Below are 260 nucleotides of genomic sequence, written 5' to 3' on the forward strand. Positions count from 1 at the left end.
GGGGGATCGTTCAGCCCGGATGGCACCACCGTGGTCACCAGCACCCGCCAATACGCCACCAGCGAGACCTACGGCCACATCCATGGCAACGCGCCGATCATGGTCGGCGACAGCATCGCCAATGGCGGCGCCACGTTCGGCAGCACCACCACCAACGCAACGGCGACGGGAACGTACAACGCCGGCGCGATCGGGGCCACCGCGTCGATCCACGGCATCGGCCCGGTGGGCCACGTGGGCGGTTTCGGTCACTGAGCAGC

General features: G+C 68.8%; 1 protein-coding gene. It reads left to right on the plus strand.

What is annotated here, in order from left to right; genetic code table 11:
- Positions 1 to 255 (plus strand): hypothetical protein (locus OH705_RS27835; RefSeq protein WP_267303513.1); only part of this gene is annotated, 255 nt, incomplete at its 5' end.
- Positions 256 to 260 lie beyond the last annotated feature (5 nt).

The sequence above is a fragment of the Pseudomonas sp. BJa3 genome, assembly GCF_026343815.1.
Lineage (GTDB): Bacteria > Pseudomonadota > Gammaproteobacteria > Pseudomonadales > Pseudomonadaceae > Aquipseudomonas > Aquipseudomonas soli.